The 404-nt window shown below is 65.6% G+C and carries 1 pseudogene; it reads right to left on the minus strand.

Annotation, left to right across the window (positions count from 1 at the left end):
• Positions 1-404 (minus strand): annotated as a pseudogene (locus tag E3W21_RS31560) (glycine dehydrogenase (aminomethyl-transferring)); the annotation flags it as partial.

Raw genomic sequence — 404 nt, forward strand, 5'->3', positions numbered from 1 at the left:
CGCCACCAGGCCGTTGCTGCCGGTGTAGAGCACCGGGTAGTGCTCTTCGAGGCGACGGGAAATGTAGTTGGCATTGAGGATCGCCAGTTGCGACGCGCGCTTGAGACCCGCGCCGCCCATCATCCGAATGTACATCCAGGTGATCGGCAAAATGCTCGCGCTGCCGAACGGTGCGGCGCAGACCGCGCCTTCTTTACGTTCCATGGTCCCGTGACCCGGCAGGAACGGCGTCAGGTGCGACTTCACGCCAATCGGGCCGACGCCGGGGCCGCCACCGCCGTGCGGGATGCAGAAGGTTTTGTGCAGGTTCAGGTGCGACACGTCGCCGCCGAACTTGCCCGGCGCGCAGAGGCCGACCATGGCGTTCATGTTGGCGCCGTCGATGTACACCTGGCCGCCATGGT

It is taken from the genome of Pseudomonas sp. F01002 (assembly GCF_004402115.1).
GTDB classification, from domain to species: Bacteria; Pseudomonadota; Gammaproteobacteria; order Pseudomonadales; family Pseudomonadaceae; genus Aquipseudomonas; species Aquipseudomonas frigoris.